This window comes from Bacteroidota bacterium (assembly GCA_016711505.1).
Lineage (GTDB): Bacteria > Bacteroidota > Bacteroidia > AKYH767-A > 2013-40CM-41-45 > JADKIH01.
Genome location: JADJSV010000017.1, coordinates 229,772 through 250,251, shown reverse-complemented (window position 1 = coordinate 250,251; position 20,480 = coordinate 229,772). Strand labels below are relative to the sequence as shown.

The 20,480-nt window shown below is 37.2% G+C and carries 15 protein-coding genes and 2 pseudogenes; 6 read left to right on the top strand and 11 right to left on the bottom strand.

Translation table 11 applies throughout. The features are described 5' to 3' along the window. Window positions 1–169: 169 nt before the first annotated feature. Window positions 170–625: a damage-inducible protein DinB gene (locus IPL24_14645; protein MBK8364847.1), complete on the top strand. Its 456-nt coding sequence runs from the start codon at window positions 170–172 to the stop codon at window positions 623–625. Between the two features lie 18 nt (window positions 626–643). Here IPL24_14645 and IPL24_14640 read toward each other — a convergent pair whose 3' ends face one another. The 3 genes from IPL24_14640 to IPL24_14630 are packed head-to-tail and all read right to left on the bottom strand — an operon-like array spanning window position 644 to window position 2,212. Continuing rightward, a complete protein-coding gene (locus tag IPL24_14640) occupies window positions 644–1,072 on the bottom strand; it encodes an SRPBCC domain-containing protein (protein MBK8364846.1) in 429 nt (142 codons plus the stop codon). A gap of 46 nt (window positions 1,073–1,118) precedes the next feature. Then, window positions 1,119–1,427 (bottom strand): hypothetical protein, encoded by a 309-nt coding sequence (locus IPL24_14635; protein ID MBK8364845.1) that lies wholly within the window; start codon window positions 1,425–1,427, stop codon window positions 1,119–1,121. Next, window positions 1,403–2,212 carry an MBL fold metallo-hydrolase gene (locus IPL24_14630; GenBank protein ID MBK8364844.1) on the bottom strand — a complete coding sequence of 270 codons (810 nt, stop codon included), beginning with the start codon at window positions 2,210–2,212 and terminating at the stop codon, window positions 1,403–1,405. The genes IPL24_14635 and IPL24_14630 overlap by 25 nt, the downstream gene beginning before the upstream one ends. Window positions 2,213–2,497: 285 nt before the next feature. Between IPL24_14630 and IPL24_14625 the strand changes: the two genes are divergently transcribed. Together IPL24_14625 and IPL24_14620 are read left to right on the top strand one after the other, a co-directional pair. Then, window positions 2,498–3,250, top strand: coding sequence for a segregation/condensation protein A (locus tag IPL24_14625; GenBank protein MBK8364843.1), 753 nt, complete (start codon window positions 2,498–2,500; stop codon window positions 3,248–3,250). Between the two features lie 14 nt (window positions 3,251–3,264). Further along, entirely contained in the window at window positions 3,265–4,320 is a 1,056-nt protein-coding gene (locus IPL24_14620; GenBank protein MBK8364842.1) for a flippase-like domain-containing protein, read from the top strand. A gap of 293 nt (window positions 4,321–4,613) precedes the next feature. On the opposite strand, the gene IPL24_14615 is transcribed toward IPL24_14620, so the two are convergent. The 7 genes from IPL24_14615 to IPL24_14585 all read right to left on the bottom strand — a co-directional run bounded on the left by IPL24_14615 (window position 4,614) and on the right by IPL24_14585 (window position 14,568). Beyond that, entirely contained in the window at window positions 4,614–4,892 is a 279-nt protein-coding gene (locus tag IPL24_14615; GenBank protein ID MBK8364841.1) for a hypothetical protein, read from the bottom strand. Between the two features lie 16 nt (window positions 4,893–4,908). Then, window positions 4,909–5,976 carry a fatty acid desaturase gene (locus IPL24_14610; GenBank protein ID MBK8364840.1) on the bottom strand — a complete coding sequence of 356 codons (1,068 nt, stop codon included), beginning with the start codon at window positions 5,974–5,976 and terminating at the stop codon, window positions 4,909–4,911. A gap of 283 nt (window positions 5,977–6,259) precedes the next feature. After that, on the bottom strand, window positions 6,260–8,314 hold the full coding sequence (locus tag IPL24_14605; protein ID MBK8364839.1) for a T9SS type A sorting domain-containing protein: 2,055 nt from the start codon (window positions 8,312–8,314) through the stop codon (window positions 6,260–6,262). A gap of 317 nt (window positions 8,315–8,631) precedes the next feature. Further along, the gene (gene recO / locus IPL24_14600; GenBank protein MBK8364838.1) at window positions 8,632–9,357 is read right to left on the bottom strand and encodes a DNA repair protein RecO; all 726 of its coding nucleotides are present in this window, start codon (window positions 9,355–9,357) and stop codon (window positions 8,632–8,634) included. Then, on the bottom strand, window positions 9,357–11,717 hold the full coding sequence (locus IPL24_14595) for a T9SS type A sorting domain-containing protein (protein ID MBK8364837.1): 2,361 nt from the start codon (window positions 11,715–11,717) through the stop codon (window positions 9,357–9,359). Before IPL24_14595 ends, recO begins: the two co-directional genes overlap by 1 nt. Window positions 11,718–11,992: 275 nt before the next feature. After that, complete coding sequence (locus IPL24_14590; GenBank protein MBK8364836.1) at window positions 11,993–13,138, bottom strand: glycosyltransferase family 9 protein; 1,146 nt, start codon at window positions 13,136–13,138, stop codon at window positions 11,993–11,995. After that, the gene (locus IPL24_14585) at window positions 13,135–14,568 is read right to left on the bottom strand and encodes a glycosyltransferase family 39 protein (GenBank protein MBK8364835.1); all 1,434 of its coding nucleotides are present in this window, start codon (window positions 14,566–14,568) and stop codon (window positions 13,135–13,137) included. Before IPL24_14585 ends, IPL24_14590 begins: the two co-directional genes overlap by 4 nt. Before the next feature lie 123 nt (window positions 14,569–14,691). Here IPL24_14585 and IPL24_14580 point away from each other — a divergent pair, with 123 nt between their 5' ends. The 3 genes and pseudogenes from IPL24_14580 (at window position 14,692) to IPL24_14570 (ending at window position 18,368) form a co-directional block, all read left to right on the top strand. Further along, on the top strand, window positions 14,692–15,645 hold the full coding sequence (locus IPL24_14580; GenBank protein MBK8364834.1) for an NAD-dependent epimerase/dehydratase family protein: 954 nt from the start codon (window positions 14,692–14,694) through the stop codon (window positions 15,643–15,645). A gap of 124 nt (window positions 15,646–15,769) precedes the next feature. After that, window positions 15,770–17,256 (top strand): annotated as a pseudogene (locus IPL24_14575) (cysteine--tRNA ligase). 129 nt (window positions 17,257–17,385) lie between these two features. Further along, window positions 17,386–18,368 (top strand): annotated as a pseudogene (locus IPL24_14570) (M28 family peptidase). A gap of 260 nt (window positions 18,369–18,628) precedes the next feature. On the opposite strand, the gene IPL24_14565 reads toward IPL24_14570, so the two are convergent. Beyond that, a complete protein-coding gene (locus tag IPL24_14565) occupies window positions 18,629–20,479 on the bottom strand; it encodes a T9SS type A sorting domain-containing protein (protein MBK8364833.1) in 1,851 nt (616 codons plus the stop codon). Window position 20,480 lies beyond the last annotated feature (1 nt).

Genomic DNA, 20,480 nt, shown 5'->3' with positions numbered 1-20,480 from the left:
AGTTATACACAAGTATAATCATTATTTTAACACTTCGGGGTGATTTGGTGAATGGAATTCAAATAATTGTGTGAATTTTTGATTTCTGAGTCAATATTGTAAAATTGAAACAAACAATTTTCATAAATTTCAGCCCTCTGGTGTTGAACCAATCTAATATTAAAAGCATATGAAAGCATTTTTCAAAGAGTTATTTGAGTACAGCCATCACTATAATCAGAAGTTGATAGAACTCTTAACTGAAAATTCGGACAGGGTTTCAGAAAAGTCAATTCAGTTGATTAATCATATTATAAATGCACATCAGATCTGGAACAGTAGAATTACAGGTGAAACACCTTTTGAAGTATGGGAGATTCATTCATATGAAGAACTTGAAAAGTATGATCTGTCTAATTTTTTAAAAACACTTGAAATTCTACAGTCACAAAATTTTGATGAAAAAATTAAGTATACAAATTCAAAAGGTGAAACATTTATAAGTACTTCCGGAGATATTTTATTTCATGTTGTGAATCATTCAACTTATCACAGAGCGCAGATAGCTACTGAGTGTAAGTTAAACGGGATTTCACCATTAGTTTCTGATTATATTTTTTTAAAAAGGGAAAGAATATCAGAATAGTTCTAATGTAAAAGGGAATCACTCTTCCAGAAGGTTTTTTAAATCGGTAATTACCTTGGTCCAGTTCTGTTCGGAATGCACCTTCGTTTTTTCATCCTGAATATTTTCTTGTGTTATTGTCAGGTCTGTTCCATCATCTTTCTTTACCAGAGAGTAAGTAATTATCAGATAGTTTTCTTGTTTGTCTTCAATTCCTGACATTGAGCTCCAGTAGTCATATTGAAAAGTTTTACCGGGAATATTTTCTAATATCGTTCCTTTATCTTCATATTTTTTTCCTTCCCATTCACCTTTGAATATTAATGAACTCCCAACTTTCCAGTCAGAAACAGCATCAGTACCAAAGAAATATTTTTTTATAATTTCGGGTGTAGTTAATGCTTCCCAGACCTTATCTGTTGTAGCATTTATATGTATGGAAACTTTTCCGGTAATATCGTTTTTCATCACATTAATTTCTTTACTTAAGGAAAAAGATGTGCCAAAGAATATTTTACTTTCCGCCTTGTCCTCTGATACATCTCCATGCTCTTTCGGTGATTGTTGAAACGGTATAATTCCAGTCGTCTTTTGTGACTAATGGTGGAGCCCAGATTCCTGAATTAAAATCACTCATGTCAATTCTGGATTGAATCTCATCCAGTGTTAATCCTTCACGTATAAAAAGTTCAACTTTTGAATTAATGCTTTCGAAAAAAGTTCTGAGATGATTTGTGTATGAATGATCTCGTAAAGCAGGTCCATGTCCCGGAATTAAAAATGTAACAGGAGTATTTTCTATTTTTTTAATGCATCTATCCATGTAACCGGCCATGAAGCTCCAACATATGGCAAAGGTGTCTGAACAATAATGTCGCCTGCAAAAAGAATTTTTTCATCAGGTAAATAAAAGGTGACATCATGCGGACTGTTAGCACAAATATGATCCTTTAATATAACAGTTCTTTTGCCAAGTTGAATGGTAAGTTCATTGTCGAATGTTTTATCAGGTTTGATCACTGTAAGGTCCTTCAATTCCTGCATTTCATTTTTACGCATGGCAATTGATCTTTTTCTTTTAGTGATCTCTTCAGCGGTGTATGGTTTTCCGGAAACCGTATCGATTCCCTTTTCAGTTTCAGCGATCAATTCGTTAAGTGATTTATTTCTTTGTCCGTTAGCCTTTGTCGACATCTTACTCCACCAGTTTGCATTTAGTTCAATGTACTTCTGTGATTCCCGTTCACTGATGATCGTTATGTCAGGAAATGCTTCTTTGTATGCAATCGCTCCATTGTTATGATCAAAATGCCAGTGAGTAAATGCTAAATATTTTACAGGAGCTTTTGTAACACTGCGGATAAGTTCGATATCAGCTCTTGCACGAGAAGGCAGATAACATGCGTCAATTACAAAAACGCCTTCTGCATCAACGATAACACCGGTGTTACCATGCGGCCATTCATCAGTAGCATCGTCGTGAATTATGACAAAAACATTTTCAGTCAATTTATACATTATAGCTGTACTGTCTCTTGTCTGAATAGTTTGCGAAAAACCAAACAGTGTTATAAGCACAAGCAGAAAGGTAAGTGTGAATCGATTCATTGAATGAAATTTCTTTTTTGGTAAGAATGAAAAACCAAAGCTATTTAAAAAGGATATGGAAATGCTCTCAGAAAGCAAAACCACATGGAAACCACATTGCCGGGATAGCACTTTTATATATTATTGAAAATCAGGTAGATTTGGATTGGTTTTGTTGAAAAGCAGTAGCAATCTACCCCTGAAAAAGTCATAATTTTTCCTTAAGTTTGAATCCTAATATAATTACCCGTTATTCTAATTGCGGTAATCACTTCATTAAAGTAATCAAAGTAAATCCCGGTTAAAGTGGAAAAAGTTTTTGAAATTAAATTACCGCAATTCGAAGGTCCGTTTGATCTGTTGCTCTTTTTTATTGAGCGCGATGAGATCGATGTCAACGATATTCCTATTTCCAATATCACGAACGATTTTCTTTCGTACATCCACCGGATGAATGAATTGAATATTGAACTTGCGAGTGAATTTATTTTAGTTGCAGCAACCTTGATGCGTATCAAAGCAAAGATGTTGTTGCCTCGTCCTGAGTTAGATGATCAGGGCAATGAAGTTGATCCGCGGAAAGATCTTGTTGAAAGATTATTGCTTTACAAACAATATAAAGAATCGTGTGAAGAGTTGAAAGTAATGGAAGACGACCGTGGTATGAAAACCAATCGCGGAAATATCCAGAAAGAACTTGCAACAATAGCAATGCAGAATTCTCATGCAGAAGAATTGATGAATCTTACACTTTATCAATTACTGAATAGTTTCAATAAAGTGTTGAAACGTTTTGATGCAGAGAAGAACAAAGTTTTTCATCATGTCGTAGCTTATCCATATACTATCTCTGACCAGAAGAATATCGTAAAAACGATGTTAAAAGGGCAGGAGAAAGTACCTTTTACTGATATAATATTTTCGTGTGAAAATAAAGTTCAGGCCATCTTTACTTTCTTAGGAGTTTTAGAGTTGTTACAAGAGCAATTGATCAAGATCACGTTGGGCATGGGCTTCAACAATTTCTGGCTAAGCGAGAATCTTGAGCCGGAAGCGTGATCAACAAGCATTGAATGCAGACAGAAACCAAGCAACTCTTAAAAGCATTTCGTCCCGGTAGAATTTTTATACCGGTGATCCTTGGTTTGGGAGCAGCGACCTATTTGTTGCTTCGCAATTTCGATAAACAGGCATTTGATAATATTCAATGGACATGGAATTCCACATTCTGGATTTTCATGGCATTGGTCATGATGGTTATTCGCGATGGAGCATACATGGTCCGGATCCGTGCATTGACCGATGATCAGTTGAAATGGCGAAATGCATTCAACGTTATCATGCTTTGGGAATTTGCTTCGGCATTAGCGCCCGGAATGTTAGGCGGAGGTTTTGTTTTTGCGATCTTTATTTTGAATCGCGAGAAAATAAATATGGGAAAAAGTATAACAGCAATTATGCTTTCTTCTTTTCAGGATGGTGTTTTTCTGGCCATCATGGCTCCATTGGTCTATTATACAATTGGGAAGGACCAGCTATTTTCAACCATTGATGTAAATGCGATTAATCCGGTAAAATTCGGAAGTGGATTTTTCTATTCGTTCTGGGCTGTATATTATATCATTCTTGCTTATAAGATCTTTGTTGCCTATGCACTCTTCGTAAATCCAAGATTTGTAAAATGGCTTTTACTGAAATTGTTTTCACTACCACTCCTTAAACGATGGAAAACGAATGCACTTGAAACAGGATCACAATTAATTATTGCTTCGAAGGGCTTAAAAAATAAAAGCAGAAAATTCTGGGTCTATTCATTCGCGGGAACATTTGTTTCGTGGACAGCACGCTATTGTATTGTAAATTGTCTTATCCTCGCATTTCATAATGTGAATATCGATAACTATCTCATCTTCGGCCGACAGATCGTAATGGGTATTATCATTCTTTTCAGTCCAACACCGGGGGGAAGCGGAATTGCCGAATTCATGTTCTCCGATTTTCTGGGTGAATTCATCCCGCACGGACTTTCAGCATCTTTAGGATTGTTGTGGAGACTCGTCAGTTACTATCCGTATCTTTTCATTGGAGCGATTATTTTGCCAAGATGGATTCGGAAGACGGCTTTTTGATTATTAAAAAAATAATTTAAAAATTAAAAAGGTTATTAACTGTTTTAAACTCAATTAACCACGCAACTTTAAAAACCGCCTAAAACCCTACACCACTAAAATCCCCCAGGCCCAAATTCCTCGACGTCGGACCTTGCCGGATTGCAATTTAAATCCGTTTTTCTTACACCCGCGCAGCAGGGCCGCTTAAGCATGCAATTCAAAACGGTAACTCGGATTTCAAGATTCAAAAGTGTTTGGTTTAAGATAGTACAAATCCCTCTTTTTCCGGAAAGAAGTTTTTTAATATATCTTCAACATCCGCCCTTTTTTCCGGAAGGGTTTTTAAAGTTTCCCGGTTGATCATGAATTTCAATGAAGCCGATACCAACTATTGTTTCAGCACTTTTTGCATACCAGCACATCGAAGAACTATTTAGCGTTTGTCTGAAATAATTATGCAGATTTTCCAGGAGCATGTTTTCCTTATGATCGCTTTGCTTTCCCCAATATTCGGTAAGGAAATCAACTCTCATTCTGCTGATCATTTCGACATCAGCATGCGTAGCTTTGACAAAACTTACAGACTCCATAAAAAAATATTTTTAGTCAGACTTTTGAAGTTTCCTGAACTTCATGTTTGCCTTGAACAGTTTTTTGAATATAAGGCGCATAATACTGTTCGTCAAATTGTTTTTTAGAATCATGATAAGATTTGATTCCGCCAATTTTATAAAGCGTATAAATATAATACCATGCAAAATCAATTTGATATTTCAGAAATCCTGCGCGTGCACTTGAAGGGTAGAGGTGATGATTATTATGCCATTCGCCGGCAACAATTCCCGGCCAGTATTGATTGATAGACATATCATTTCTGTTGAAGTCCATTCCTTCTTCTCTTTTATCTTTTCCTTTTCCATGTCCTTCATAGTTGAAAGTACGAACACCAACTGCCCAGAAGAATGCTCCGCCAAATAATGCTACAGCCAGAGGAATTCCACCAATCAGATAGAAAATCGAAAACCAGAATGTCCAGTTAAGTAAGATAAAGAAAGCTGTATTAAATGGATTTGCAATTGATCCCCATTTCTGGTATTGCTTGTATGTGTTTCGGTAAATACCCACACGTTCCATCAATCCTGAAGCTTTTTCATATTCTGCTTCAGTTAAATTTCTATTGATCAGTTGATGATTTACGTCTGCAAGAAAGCAATACAGAAATCCACCGTATGCATTATATGGATCACCGGGAGTATCAGATTTTGCATGGTGAACATGATGCGAGACAACATATATTTCTTCCGGAATTATTTTCAATACAAAATTCTGTGTGAGAATTCTCCAGAAGCGATTGCGGAAAGTATAAGCTCCATGAGTACAGTAACGGTGATACCAGATCGTGCCGTGAGTTCCCATGATGATCATACTATAGATAAATGTAGCGATCAGAAGTTTCCAGGTAAAGAATTTAAAGATGAAAAGAAGGAAAAATGGAAACAGGATCAGGATTGACACCCATGATGTAAAGGCAAGCCAGTTCTTTTTATTCTTGAATACATTCGTCCTTTTGAAAAATTCTCTAATCAGTTCTTTCGGAGAAGGTTTGTAAAAATTTCCTTTATCGTCGGTCCAGCCATAGCTTGGTTTCTCGAGAATTTCGTCTATAAATGCCATTTGAATTAACTTAGCGTGCAAGGTAAAAAAAGCACTTAAAGCCGCATAATTTTGATGAAAATGATTTTGTTAATGTGCGTTTTATTGAGAAAATGAGGATTTTTTGAAAAATGGTTTTTTGCACTTTGGTGAAGAATAGCTTGTAATGTAAAGACGGGGTGTAGTCTGCATTTTTATAGTTGGGGTGTAGTCTGCAGACTACACCCCAACTATAAAAATGCAGACTACACCCCGCTATAAATGCAGACTATAAATCAGCAAAACAAATGCAGCGATAAAGGAATTATTCAATAATTACTTTTCGGGAATCTATTCTGTTAGTTGAATAAACATTCAGAAAATAAATTCCTTTACTAAATTTAGTTCCGTCAATTTCGAAAATCCTTCCACTGAAAATTTGTGGTTTTAATTCAAGTAGAACTTTCCCTGAGATGTCAGAAAGGACAACTTTCTCAATACTGGAATTGTTTTCTAATGTAAAGTTGATTTTTCCGGATGTTGGATTTGGAAAGATCTGCAGCGACTTGTCATAATTTGCAACTGAAATATTAGTCAATTCACTAAATGGTCTCGACCAGATTCCTGCTCCGCCCGTACCGATGTAAAGCATACCGGATATGTTAAGTGCTCCATAAACATAAGGGTTATTTTCAAGGCCATTATTGAATTCTGTCCAGCTTGCTCCATAATCAGTTGAAATGAAAACTCCACCACCGTTAGGACATGCGAACAAATTCGTTCCATCGTTAGAAACACTAAGTACCATTGATGAAAGTCCATTGTCCATGAGTGTCCAGTTTACTCCAGCATCGTTTGTCATGTACACTCCTGCATTTGTTCCGGCATACACTTCATTGCCGATTGCAGTTAAACTATAAACTGTAGGCTCAGGAAGATTTGTATTAACGGCATTCCAGTTGGCACCATCATCAGTAGAAAGAAATACTCCATCACCAAATGTTCCTGCATAAAGATTGGATCCTTCCGATACCAGTGAAGAAATGTTTGCAGAAAGAAGTCCATTGTTTGTTGGGGTCCAGGTTGCTCCATTGTCTGCAGAAACATACACACCATTTCCTAAAGAACCTGCGAAGATAAGACCACCTTTGGCAGTCATTGAGTATATACTTGAACTGGATAATCCGGTTGAAGAAATAGTCCAGGTTTGTCCGTCATCATCAGAAATATAAATACCGTTTGTTGCTGTTCCACAAAAGATTCTTGTTCCAACACTCAAAATTACCTGTTGCTCAAATTCTGCAAAACCATTATTGGCAGTAATCCAATCTAGTCCGCTGTTTGAAGAAGTAAACAATCCACCACCATTAGAAGTTGCAATGATTACTGAACCATTATAATTAAGAGAAGTGATATAACTTGCTTTCATACCTTCAACTTTAAGATCCCAATTTGCTCCATCGTCTATCGATGAGAAAAATCCTGCTTCTGTACCTACATATAAGTCGCTTCCCAATGCAGCAGAACAAATAGCATACAAATTTGAAATTCCTGAAATTGCAGCATTCCATGTTGCACCATTGTCGGCAGATTTATAAATTCCTAATCCATAAATTCCAACGTATACATCGGTTCCTTTTGAAAACATAGTTGTATAATAATATGCTGATGGTGGTATTCCTGTTCCGGTAATGTTCCAGTTTGCGCCATTGTCATCTGATTGGTAAACTCCATAGCTGTCGACTCCGATAAATATTGTACCACTTACAGCAGAAATACTTTTTACAGTACTGCCAGTAGGAAGTCCGGTACTTGCAGCAGTCCACGTGAGTCCATTGTCATCGGATTTAAATACACCATCTTCAGTACCTGCGTACATATCTGTTCCGTCGGGTAGAAAACAATAAATATTACTTGCAGTAATTCCGGTATTTGAAGGTGTCCATGTTGTGCCATCATCACCTGAAATGAATACTCCATCGCCAAGTGTTCCTGTAAATAAACTTGAGCCGCTTTTAAGTAAACAATTCGAAGTTGATGTAAGGCCGGTACTGCTGATTGTCCAGGTCAAGCCATTATCGGTTGACATCGCAAAACCGTTGTTACTGGCGCCATAAAGTTTTGATCCATCAGCCAAAAGATCGGTGAATGAAAAGAAGGTGCCATCAAAAAAGTGATTAGGCCAGGTAAGACCATTGTCATCGGAACGGTATAAACCTCCGCCTCTGCAGGAAGCGTAAAAGTGTGTACCATCGGATTCAATTGCAGAAATAACACCACCGAATGGGCCATTGGTTTGTTGCCATTGTGCATGAACATTGGTGAAGCAGAAGAACAGTAAAATGAAAGTCAGAGATGTGTGTGTAAATGTTTTTTTCATGGTGGTGGATTTTGTGTGTTTATCGAGAGTGAAATTAGGATTTTTTTTGTAGTTGCGGAATTTTTAAAAGTGACTGCATCAAAGCTTAAAAGTATTTCCCGCAGAATTGCGCAGAATACGCAGAAAATCCGCAGAGATTCCTGCGGAATAAGTTTTCTTTACAAGATTAAAATCAAAAAAAATCTGCGGTTTTTCTGCGTATTCTGCGCAATTCTGCGGGAAAATATTACAACCTATTTATCCACTCCAAATGTTATTTCAAAAACTCCCTTTGAAATAATAATTCGAATCTCGAATTACAAATCTCGGTTAACGAATTATTCAAAAACCTGCTCCAACACCTTATGCGATTTCACTCCAAAAAATCCTGCTACATGCAGACGATAATATTCCAGGATATTTTCCAGCAGAATTTTTTTGTCTTCCGAATTAATATTCAGATTTCCTGAAAGGTCGGCAGATTGAAAGATAAGGTTTGAAAAATGAGTCGCAGATTTCTCATTTAAATAATATGGATGCAAAGGAATTTCAGACTGAAATTTTCCATCGATCAGGTTAAAGCATGTCTGGTCTGCATTGTAATTTTGAATAGGATAAAATCCAAGATAGCGTGTCAATCGAATGAGAAAGAGTAAGTGAAAATCTTTTGAAACAGGTTGCTGAACATCGAAAAGTTGAATGGTGTTGAATAAAAATTCGAACAGCAGCTGATTCTCTTCTTCTTCCTTAATTGCTTTGCATAAAACTTCATTCAGAAATAATGTGATCGTGCTTTTAATAACATCAAAAGGAATATCGCGCAATGGCGGCATCGGACGAATTTCCGAAATGCGTTGCAAGCCATGGCGTTCTTTATGATAGACAACAAGTTCAACAAGAGTCAAAGGTTGAAACCAGCCAACATTTAATTTTGCATTTTTTTTTCTGACACCGTTTACAATATAAGATTGAATCCCGAAGAGTTCAGTATAAATTTTTACGATCAGACTCGTTTCGCGATATTCTGTATATGAAAAAACTATCCCCCGGGTCTTGTGAAGCATTATCTTGAAAACATCATTTTAGTTGTACAGGTCTGAGAGCCGTCTTCATTGGAAACATATACAATATAAACTCCCGTCTGTGCGCGTTCACCTCTGTAATTCTTGCCATTCCACACAGCCAGACCGCCATTCGCTTTTGTATGATATACAATATTTCCTGCAACATCAGTAATTTTTACATCAGCATTATTTACCAGTCCTTTAATTGCGATTGGTCCTGAATAATCGTGTTGAACAGGATTAGGAAAAACCTGATATCCGCTACAGGCGTCGCCACCTTGCGTAGCATCACTTTGATAACTGATCAAACCTTTTTCTGTTGCAATAAAAACTTCTCCTGAAACATCATTGATAGCTATCTCTGTAACATTGTTAGAAGGAAGCGGTGAATTTTCGGTATTGAAATTCTGTAATTGCTTTGTTCCGTCAGCTGACATCAAAAACACTCCACCATTGGCAGTGCCAAACCATTTTCTGTTAGCAGCATCAATTGCAATTACATTTACATATTCAGTTTCCAGGAGATACTGCGCATATCCATCCTGTTCAATGATCACTTTTTGTGCATCGTAATTAGTTCCGTCAAATACACTTCCCGGATTGTATACCACCGCTACTCCTTGATTGGTTCCGATCCAGATAGCACCGTCTTTGTCTTTTGCTAATGAGCGCACAAACAGATCCGGTAAGGCTCCATTATTTTTGAGGTTTGTATATTGTTTCAGTTGTAGTCCGTTATCATTAGTCAGGCTGCCTTCTTTCATTACAAATAATCCGGCACCATTACTCGCACCTTTGTGTCCGATAAACCATTTTTGTCCGTAATCATCAACCACTGGTTTAAAGCAAACAATATCTATCAAACTCGGATCAGGCAGCTGATATGTATGCCATCCGCCATCACTTGCACGTTTAACAGTAACGGCACGAATTGTATAACCTGTAACTGCCCATAGATTTCCTTCAGGATCGTAAGTTAATCCGCCAACACGGATATCATTTGAATCGGAAACAGTAACGTGTGACAGAGAACTGTTAAGTGTATTGTAAATCTGCACTCCTTTGTCATTCTGATATTCAAGAATTCCAACACCATAACTTGCAATGAAAACATGTTCCGGATCGTTAGGATCAATGGCAACTGCGCTCACTGCAGGTGAAGAAATTTGACAGGCTTTATTATAAAGTGAATCGGTTAATCGATTAAATGTTTTCCAGTTTCCATCTTTAAAACGATAGATACCATTCTGTATATTAAAAAATGGTTTGTCGCCATCAACTGAACCTGAAGCGACCCACAATCTGTTATGCAAAGCCTGCATGCTATAAGCTGATTCCGCTCCCGGGCCATTCGGTATGATCATATGGTAAGAGTTGTCGGTATATTTTCCATACAATCCGTTGTTCTGATCAGCTACCCAAAAATTCCCATCTACATCTTCAAAACCTCTCCGTAGATTCAGGCTAACACCACTGGAAGCATTGACCTCATTGAGCCATGTTCCGGATTCATCATAAGTTGCAAGACGATAATTATTGCGATAAACTATTTTTCCATTGTGATCATCAACGTAAGCACCTTTAGAGTCTTCATTGATAAAATAGTTCCAGTTGCTACCATCATAAATAAAAACAGAATCTTTTTCAGTAACAAGATTAGTTTTAACTACCACAAATTTATTGCCGACAACAGCAGCTGATGTGTAATTGCCATTAGGCTCAACAAGTGAAAGATCTTTTGTCCACGCATTATAATTAAAAATCGAAGGGTCATTAAAGTTCGCTTTGTAAATTCCGGTTTCAGTAGTTGCAATGATGTCTGTGCCGTTGTATGCAACATCGGTTACATTGATGTTGCTGCTATTTGGACCAATGAAATAAGTGTCTTTCACTTCTTGTTTATTCAGATCAATAATAACGATCCCAAATTCACAACCCAGATAAGCACGGCCATCTATAAAAGTAATGCTGTTAATTTTTTTCCCGCCTACAATACTTTTTTGTTTTATATCGGGCAAGTTAATGATGGTCTTGTCAGGAAGAATGATGTCAATATTTGAATTCAGATAAGTGATCAAAAGAATTTTTGTGGTCTGATCAAATCGGATATTCGAGATCTCATTATCGGAAAGTCCGTTCAGTGTTGTAAAATAATCAAACTCTCCATTCGATTTATTGTAGCTGAACATTCCGAATTGCGTAGCACAATAAATACGACCTTGATAATCTTCAGCAACCTGTACTCCTTTGTTATAAGGAATGTGCATCCGCCAGTTTCCAATAGAAATTGGATCGATCTGAGCATTGACTGAAATAAAAAGCAAAAAAGCTGCTAATGTGAAGAGGAGATTTTTTTTCATAGGTTGAGAAGAGTATCTGAAAACGGCAGATTAGGGAGATTATTGTGGTTTCTGCCAAAAATCAGAGAATCAAAGTTAGGGAAATTTTCTGCGGAAACCCATTCAGTTTCCTTGCTCCAATGGTTTTTAAACTGGTTGAAACCAACTTCAATCCCGAAGGGATCTCTGCGGATTTTCTGCGTATTCTGCGCAAGTCTGCGGGAAATAATTTTAGCGTATTTATCTCCCGCAGACTTGCGCAGAATACGCAGAAAATCCGCAGAATTTGGGGACCTTTAACTTAGTTTCATAACCGCCGCTTCAAAAACCTCTGTTACTTCAATCTGCTTCATACAAATATTGTTTCCCTGACATGGCGGTTTAATGTGATCATGTACACATGGACTACACTCAACTTTTTTATAAACGGCACAAACAGAAGGATGATTGCCAAATTGAACCGGTGAAGCCGGACCAAACAAAGCGATTGTCGGTCGGTGTGCTGCAAACGATAAATGCATTGGCCCGGTATCGTTTGTGATCATCAATTTTGTTCTGCTGATCAGGGCAGTCAATTCCTCAATACTTAGTTTTCCTGCAGTATTCAAAATACTACTTTCGAATTTTGAATTAACTCCTTCTAAAACCTCTCTTACATATTTTGCCTCCCCTGTTGAGCCAATAAGAATTGGTTGGCAATCAGGATATCGTTCTATAATTTTTTCAACCAGAGAAGAATATTTCTCTTTTGGCCAACGCCTTTCGATCCTGAGGTCAGAAGCATTTGGATTAATAATGATGTAATTTTCCTGAAGTGAAAGTTTTTGTTTTAGCTTCTGAAAATCACTTTCAGTTGTTGTAAAATTATAAAGTTCATTTATGACGGGCACATTAATAATTGAACTGCACATTTGTAGATAAGATTCCGAGACAGGCCGATCAATGTGCAATTCAGACGTGACGCTATAAATATTGTTTTGCCCTTTTGCATCTTTCGTCAATCCGAATTTTAATAGCGCTCCGCTTAAGATCGTAAAGATCTTACTAAAATGAGAATGAGTTTCCAGGTCAATGAAGACATCTGCTTTTATTTTAAAAAGTAATTTGATGCTTGAAAGAGAAGAAATGATGGTAGAAAAAAATGATTTGTCATTGATGATTATTAATTCATCAATAACAGAGATCTGTTCAAGGAATTTTTTATTCGATAAAGTTGAGAGATAAACAACTCTAACTTCCGGAAATTGTTTTTTTAAAGTCATTAGAAGTGGCGTAGACTGGATGATACTACCCATTCCAAGAAATTTGCATACAATAATTTTTTCCGGAGATTTTGCAGACTTCTTTCCCGTTGGTCTTAAAAGTTTATCCAGACTATTTAGAAGAAAAACGATAAATCCACCTGCAAATTTATCTATGATAATTTTGGTAGATGTGTTCATGGATGATTAACAGCTTTCATTTTCAAAAGCAGATATCGGTTTTCTTTGTAGATAGTATCGAATTCTGATTTGTTGATCATTAAAAAATCCTGCAGACTTTGATTAAAAGCACCCGAACGTTCGTCAGGATAAAGTACATAATCACAACTTAATGCCCGGAGATTTGCAAGATTTTCCTGTTCGTTTTTGTGCTGAATTAAAAAAGTAGATCTTCTTTCAGAATACAGATTTATTGCGCGGGCTCTTGAAAACAGGACAATTGCATCAGCAGGGGTTTCGTCTCGGATAAAATTCAACATCGCTCTTGCATCATTTGCATATGGACCATCAGCAGGTGGCAAAGAGTTGAGAGCTTTATAGGATAAGATAATTGAAACAGAAAAGATGATTGTCAAAATTGAAAAAGACCTGTCTTTTGAAGACAAAAGATGATAGAACGTTTGAAATCCTTTGACAAAATAAATTAAGATAAACGGAAGGACCGGATAAATAAACCTGAGACCGGACGATGAATATGGGTAAAGAACGATCAACAGCAGGTAGCAGATAAAGAACCATTCAGCAACTTCTTTCTCCTTAAACTTTTTGTAAAATCCGGTTATTGTCAGGATTAGAAAAAGAATAGTGATAATGACTGAAGTAAATGTTGGAATAAATGCTGCAGCAATTTTTTCAAAGAAGCCGACAAAATTAGAAGGAACCCTCATCCGATTCGCTTCAAATTGACCAGCATAAAACTGGACGAAATTCCGGATGTCAATGTCAAATAAAATGCAGTTTAAGATTATGAAAACTGCAATTGCCAGAGATGAAAAAACGCCAAAATTCAGCAGCCTTTTTTGAATCGGAATCTCCTTTTGCATAAATAAAATCCATCCAAAAACAGCCGGTAATATGACCAGTCCCGACACCCGAAATGACATCAGAAAACCACTTAAAATTCCGGCAAATAAAAAGGCTCTTTTGTCTTTGGATCCAAGTGATAAAACAATCAGAAGTAATATCAGAGTAAACGGAAATTCTGAGAGAATCTCCATTTTAAGGATTTGTGAAATGATATTATAAGCATAAAATATGGCTATCAATAAACTCAATTTAATATCAAATGACCTTTTTAGATAATCAAAAAGAAGCACTGCCGATAAAATGAGAATTAGTGTTTGGAGATAAAGGTAAGGCGGAATGAAGAGTTTAAAAGTTGAATATACCGGTGCTAAAAGAGCAGGAAATCCAACCGGATAAGCGATAATCGCATACGGTAATTGGCCTTCAGCAAATACAAGATCAGAGTTTGTTTGCGGACGGTTTTCAATCAGGTTTTTTGACTGCAAAAGATACTGCGCATAGTCATCGCCCCAGTCATGGGAATTACTGATGCCAATCCAAAAAAGTGGCAGTAGCAAGAGAACAAGTAGGAGCCTGAATTTCATAAAATCTGATGGAAAGATAGGGTAAAAAAATGTTTTCATATTGGCTTAAATGTGTACTTGAAGTATACAAAACAGGGTTAGCAAATGACTAAAAACGTACATTTGCAAGGCAAATAAAAAGCGATGAAAGAATCAGTTTTAGTAATAGGTGCAAAAGGGCAGATCGGTTCAGAGTTGGTGGAAGAACTTCGAAGGATCTATGGCGATTCAAATGTGATCGCTACAGATATCAAAATGCCTTCGGAAGGTTTTCTGGATAGTGGTCCTTTTTATCAGCTCGATGTTCTGGACTTTGTGAAAGTTTCGGAGATCATCCGCAAGCACAATGTAAAACAGGTTTATCTGCTTGCAGCATTGCTGAGTGCTACAGCTGAACAAAAAGTGAAGTCAGCGTGGCGACTGAATATGGAAGGTTTGTTAGGAACACTTGAACTTGCCCGCGAAGAAAAATTCAAATTGTTCTGGCCAAGTTCAATTGCTGTCTTTGGTCCCAATACACCAAGAGTCAATACACCACAGTTTACGGTGACTGAGCCATCTACAGTTTACGGAATCAGTAAACTCGCCGGCGAACGTTGGTGTGAATATTATTTCCAGAAATTCAATGTTGATGTTCGTTCAATCCGTTATCCGGGCTTGATCGGTTATAAATCGGAGCCGGGCGGTGGAACTACAGATTACGCAGTACATATTTTTCATGAAGCTATCAAGAATAAAACGTATGAATGTTTCTTGTCAGAGAATACTGAACTCCCGATGATGTACATGCATGATGCATTGCGCGCAACGATTGGATTAATGGATGCGCCGGCAGAGCAGGTAAAGATCCGTTCTTCTTATAATGTGAGTGCGATCAGTTTTACTCCGAAACAACTTGCCGCTGAGATCAGAAAACATATTCCTGATTTTACCATTACCTATAAGCCTGATGTCAGACAACAATACGCTGACTCATGGCCGAAAAGTATTGATGATGCAGAAGCAAGAAAAGACTGGAACTGGAAACCTGAATTCGATCTTTCATCAATGACAGAGGATATGCTTCAGCATATTCAGGCGATGGTGCAGCATCATTGATGTTTGTTAATTGTTACAGGTTTCAGGTTATAGGTTTCAGGTTGCAACTTGCAACCTGAAACCTATAACAGTAACCAAAATAAATAACCGATTCGTAATTCGAACAGTTAGTTTAAACCCACTTATGTCACTTAAAATATACAACACCCTTACCCGCGAAAAAGAAACTTTTGAAACCATCATTCCTGATTATGTCGGAATGTATGTTTGCGGACCTACTGTTTATAGTGATGTTCATCTTGGAAATTGCCGGACGTTTATTTCTTTCGACATCATTTATCGTTACCTGAAGTATTTAGGTTATAAAGTTCGTTATGTGCGGAACATTACTGACGCGGGACATTTAGAAGGTGACAGAGATGAGGGCGATGATAAGTTTGCGAAGAAAGCAAGACTGGAACAAGTGGAGCCGATGGAGATCGTACAGAAATATACTGTGGGCTTCCATCAGGTGATGGATCTGTTTAATAACATGCCGCCATCAATAGAGCCTACAGCAACCGGACATATTCTTGAGCAGATCGAAATGACTAAGCAGATCATAGCAAATGGTTATGCTTATGAAGTAAATGGAACGATCTATTTTGATGTAGAAAAATACAACAAAGAGAAACCGTACGGCATTCTTACGAATCGCAAACTCGAAGACCTGTTAGAAGGAACACGTGATCTGGATGGTCAGGATGAAAAACGTGGTCGACTTGATTTCGCATTGTGGATAAAAGCAAAGCCGGAACATCTGATGCAATGGCCGAGTCCATGGGGAAGTGGTTTTCCCGGTTGGCATATTGAATGTTCTGCAATGAGTGAAAAATATTTAGGCAAACAATTCGATATTCATGGTGGTGGAATGGACCTTGCTGCTACTCATCATACGAATGAAATTGCACAAAGCGAAGCATGCTACCATACAAGTCCGGCGAAATACTGGATGCATACCAATATGCTTACTGTAAATGGTACGCGAATGAGTAAATCTTTGGGAAATGGTTTTTTGCCAGGAGAATTATTTACCGGTGACCATCCTCTTTTGGAAAAAGCTTATTCTCCGATGACAGTCCGCTTCTTTATGTTGCAAACACATTACCGAAGCACTTTGGATTTTAGTAATGAAGCATTGCAGGCATCAGAAAAGGTTTGAAAAGATTGTGGGATGCCTATGAAGCGCTGAAAAATTTCAGTGCTACGAATGCTGCCGCTTCAGACGCAGAACTTGAAACGAAAGTGCTGAAACTTATAAATGGTTTCGACGAAAGCATGAACGATGATTTCAATACAGCGAAAGTTGTAGCGAATATGTTTGAACTGGTTCCTGTTATCAATTCGATCAAAGAAGGAATTATAAATATAAATGTTATTACCGGCAAGACTGTTGAATTACTTCAGTCAAAATTCAAATCATATCTTGAGGATGTATTCGGATTGAAAGTTGAATCTGTTACTTCAGACGGTAAACTTCCGGGAGTAATTCAATTGCTGATCGACATCCGCAAAGAAGCCAAAGCCAAAAAAGATTTCGCCACCAGCGATAAGATCCGCAATCAATTACTTGAGCTGAATATTCAGTTGAAGGATGAGAAGAATGGTGAAGTATCGTGGTCAGTAAGTTAATTTAATATTATCGCAAAAATTAACATAGAGTACACAGAGGAAAAAGGGAGAAAAAGGAGCTCTCTTTTTTCTCCCTTTTTTTCTCTGTGTACTCTGTGTTAAAAAAAACTCAGAGCCGAACACTTTCCAATGAAACTACTTCCAATAGCAATAATTATTTCCTTCCTGTTTTCCTGCAATACAAAAACAGAAAAACCAGTTGAAACTCCGGTCACAAATAATACTCCACAGGTAATTGTCCCGGAATTTATTGCCGACTCTGCTTATGCATTCGTTAAAGCCCAATGCGATTTCGGTCCGCGCGTACCGAATTCAAAAGGCCACATCGCCTGCGGTGATTATCTGATTGAAAAGATGGAATCCTGGGCCGATACAGTCATCGTCCAGAAAGGAATTGTAAATGCCTACGACGGTACCAAACTGAATTTCAGAAATATCATTTCATCATTCAATCCGCAAGCGAAGAATCGCGTTTTATTATTTGCGCACTGGGATACTCGTCCATGGGCAGACAAAGATGAAAAAGATATAGACAAACCTATTTTGGGAGCCGATGACGGTGCAAGTGGAGTAGGAGTGCTTATGGAGATTGCGCGTCAGTTGAACTTGAATAAAGTTGAAATCGGAATCGACATCATTTTTTTGATGCAGAAGATTATGGTAAAGAAGGCGGTGGAAGTGAAGCAGAAGACAGCTATGCATTGGGCACTCAATACTGGGCAAAGAATTTACACGTTCCCGGATATACAGCTAACTACGGAATTTTGTTAGATATGGTCGGAGCAAAGAATGCGCAATTTAGATTTGAAGGTTTGTCTTATGAACGTGCAAGTGGTGTTGTACAGAACGTATGGAAGACAGCCGAGTCACTTGGTTACAGCAATTATTTCCTGCATCAGGATGGCGGTTGGGTAACTGATGATCATGTGTATGTAAACAACATCGGCATCCCTGCAATCGATATCATTAACAGCGATCTTTCAAGTCGCAATGGCTTTGCAAAACACTGGCATACGCATGCAGATAATATGGATGTGATCGATACGAATACATTGAGGGCTGTGGGGCAGACGTTGATGAGTGTAATTTTTAAGGAGAAGGTTTCTTCGTGATTTTTTTTAAGCATAGAGGGCACAAAGAAAAAAAGGGAGAAAACAGAGATTTATCGCAACTCTTTTTTCTCCCTTTTTTTCTTTGTGTTCTCTATGGTTATTTTTTTTTCTCCGTTTTTAATTTTTTTTAAGTGTTTGTCTTCGTGATTATATTAAACTCAATATCACTTAAAGTCATCACAAGTGCACTAATGGAACTAATCTTTCAAAGTCACATGTGTGTTCTTGTGACGACTTTAAGTGAACTTGTGTTTAATATTTTAATGTTGCACTATTATTTTTCTATCGGTCCGAATTTTATCGCTAAGTATTCTTAAAAAATAAATTCCATCTGAAAGTTCAGCGCAACTGATTTTCATTCTTCCATTTGCAATATTTTTTTCAGAATATCTTTCAATAATTTTTCCGGTAATGTCGCACATGAAAATTTCTGACTTCGCATAAAGCCCATCTAAAATGATTTCATTATTTGCCGGATTAGGAAAAACTTGTAGTCTATTATTATTTACCTCACCTGTACTTGTATGAATATAAATGAATTCACCGGTATCGGATAGACAGCCGAAGAAATCATGCGTGACAACAGTATAGATTCCGTCGTTAATGGGGAGTAGGCTTTGATTGGTATCGTTAATCAGCATTGTCCCATTGTAATACCATTGATAATCTCTTGCGTACGATGAAACAAGTAGCGGAGCTTGATATGAAATCACAGGAATATCCGGTGTAAATGGATAAACGTAAAATGTAATTGAAGTACTATTCCCAATAGAATCACTTACTGATACATTATATGCTATTGAATCTTCCGGAATAGTAATTTCCGGATTACTTAATGTATCTGAACTCAAGCCAGTAGCTGGATACCATTGAAAATGATATGGTCCACATCCACCTGAAACTAAGGGTACAGTATTAACTGTATTTCCTGGACATAAATGCCCGGCATATTGCATAGGATCCAAATATGATAAACCAATTTGATTGAAGTCGGAATAATATATTTCGTCATGAATTATATAAGTGCCAATATTTGAACTAATATTTCCAGAATATCCTGTCAGTCTGTATAAACTGTCATAACTAAAGCTAGATCCGGAGGATGATGGCATTGAACATGCCCCATGATAATATGTTCCGGTTAGAACACCATGGTTGTCGTAAAAGTATGAGTCATTACTTATACATCCATAGTCATCTGAAACATCAGATTTTATAAGTTGAGTATAATTGTAATACTTATATTGTTGGTGGCTGTTTTGATAAAGTCCCGGGTGTTCCTGAAAAATGATATTGTCGGATGTGTCAATTATTGAAATTAGCGTATCATAATACCATGCGCCAAATTCCGAGTCGTAAGTAGCACTTGCCCAGGTTATTTCAACACCAAGTTCATTGTTGATTGGTTGAATTTGATAATTGCAGGCAATACTATCAAACCAATTACTATTATATTGATTCCAAAATTGGATATAAAGTGAGTCACGTTCTCCGGAAATTGAATGCGTGATCAGATACTTTTGTTGATTTATCCAGCTTCCCATAGAATCATTTTGAAATAATAACTCCGTGGCTATTCCATTTGCTATGGCATATGTTCTTCGCTGTACATTTTCAAGACCTGAACCTTTGTCAATTTGTTTTAAATAGCCTGATAAATTATTATTAATATCATAATTCCAAGTCTCGCTAAATTTTGGAATCCAATTAACTCCGTTCCAGAGATATTCAATTCTAGTTAAAGGTTTGTCGATTACTGGCTGATAGATATATTCGGTTTTTTTAAAATTAGTAAACCCGGATCCAGTTCCCTGCATTCTAACAAAAACTAAGGTGTCCATGTTATGATTTCTTTCCAGATAAAAACGGATAAAAGTTTGTGTTGTACACGTAGCCGGACCGATATTTCCCATTTGGTCAATTGCAGAAGTACATTGTGTTTGAATTCCAGTATTGATATCAAATGAATCAGTAACAATTCTTGTTAGAAGATCATAAGCATCATCATACCTGGTTGTTATTACTACCGAATCGCCGGTGCAATTTTGAGCAAATAGTTCATGAATATGAAAAGTAAAGAATACGGAAAAGAGTAAAATATATTTTTTCATG